At 60.8% G+C, this 1,836-nt stretch carries 1 protein-coding gene and 1 pseudogene; both read left to right on the top strand.

The genetic code is table 11. From position 1 onward, the window contains the following. The first annotated feature begins 482 nt into the window (after positions 1–482). Complete coding sequence (locus VQ044_RS24995; RefSeq protein ID WP_327650348.1) at positions 483–641, top strand: hypothetical protein; 159 nt, start codon at positions 483–485, stop codon at positions 639–641. Between the two features lie 125 nt (positions 642–766). Then, positions 767–1,836, top strand: a pseudogene (locus tag VQ044_RS24990) (AAA family ATPase); the annotation flags it as partial.

Genomic DNA, 1,836 nt, shown 5'->3' with positions numbered 1-1,836 from the left:
TGGGGCATTACCATGTCGATACGTTACCTGCGCCCTCAAGGGTAAATTCCCGGGTGGTCGATGTCTCATCGTCATTGGCACGGAGGGCTCGGCCTACCTCTGGATCATGATCAACGCGCCCGAAGAAGGATCGCAGGAAAGAATCCCGGCGCGACGCACCGGGTCACGCTTCGCATTTCCGGACTGCTCAAGGATGGTTCGTTCAGGAACGCCTATTCCAAGCTTTTCGGGCTTAGGAGCGACTTCCTGCACGGCAAATCGATGCCGGACATTTCCGGGGACGATAGACGGAGTGCCCGAGAACTTGCTCGGGAGGTTGTATGCGCGCTGATTGGGATTGCATCGGCAGACCCGACGGTGAACCGCGAACAACTCCTTGACGGGCTACTGGATAGGGGTTGCCAGCTTAGCCAGCACGGCGGGATGCCCGAAAGTGAGGCTGCCCATGGCCATTAGCGTCCTGCCCCCCCAGCCGACAGGGCGTGCCGATCGCCATGCCGCCAAGCCAGTCCTTCTTTCCGCATGGTTATCTGGATAAACTGATCGATGAACTCGCCAAGGGCAAGGCGATGGAGAACCCGACAGGATTCACTCCAGTGACCTCTGTCTTCGGAGAGGGCAGGGCCCGCCTTGGCCACTGACCGGACATTGACACCGGTTTCATGTTAATCTGCGAGGGCGTGGATCGATCTGTTGTCGAAGCAATATTGGCGGGCCTTTGGCGCAGTCCTATACGGGGAAAGCAGTGGGCGCCGGGGGCAGCAGAATGAATAAGACCGCAAACAAGACCGTACTGGAAACCATACTCGACTGGTCGTCTGACCGGCCCCTCTGGCAACGGGATGCCTTGCGCCGGATTGTAACCAGCGGAACGCCGGATGAAGGCGCTGTCAGCGAGATACTGGCCTTGTGCAGGAAGGAACACGGCACCGATGGCATCGCTTTGGAGGCATCGGTGCTCGAAGCGGCACATCTGCCGGCAACCCCAGCCGGTGGCGAATCCATAGCACTGGTTAGCGTCGGCGACATTGCCGGAGTGAACCAGCTCGCCCCAGGCCAGACTTTGCCGTTCGAACCGGCGGGACTGACGATCGTTTACGGGCCGAACGGGTCCGGCAAATCCGGGTACGGGCGGGTGCTCAAACGGGCCTGCCGTGCTCGCAAGGCGGGCGAGATCATGCCCGACGCCTACAACCCGCCGCCGGCGGGCAACGCGACAGGCACATTCACCATTCTCAAGGACGGATCATCCGAACCGCCCGTCAGTTGGACGGACGGCGGCAAGCCGGACGCGGTGCTGTCGGCAGTCAGCGTCTTTGACCGGGACTGCGGATCGGTACATGTGCAGGAGAAGAACGAGGTGGCTTTCAGGCCTTTCGGGCTGGATATTCCCGACGACCTCGCAGGTGTTTGCCAGGCGCTCAAGTCTAAACTAAGCGCTGAAGAAGCGCAGCTCCAGGCCGTCCGTGACCCGGTGTTTGATAAGCCGACATGGAATACCGCCACGCCGGTGGGTGCGATCATGTCGGCCCTGAGCCATAACACCAACTTGGCGGCGTTCGAGAAACTCGGCGAGATGACCGCAGATGAGCGCGCAAGGCTAGCTCGCCTTGATGAGGACCTGCTGAAGAACCCGGCGGACGCCGCCGCCGAACAACGGCTATTTGCTGGCAACGTGCGGCAACTGATAGCGACCCTGGACCGGATTGCCACCACCTATGACGACGAGCCGCTGGTCAGGCTGAAGCCCTCCGTGCCAATGACGATGAGACATCGACCACCCGGGAATTTACCCTTGAGGGCGCAGGTAACGTATCGACATGGTAATGCCCCAGA

The organism is Aurantimonas sp. C2-5-R2, assembly GCF_036549495.1.
Lineage (GTDB): Bacteria > Pseudomonadota > Alphaproteobacteria > Rhizobiales > Rhizobiaceae > Aurantimonas > Aurantimonas coralicida_A.
Note: the sequence above shows the minus strand (reverse complement) of the source record. Positions and strands in the feature narration are given on the sequence as shown.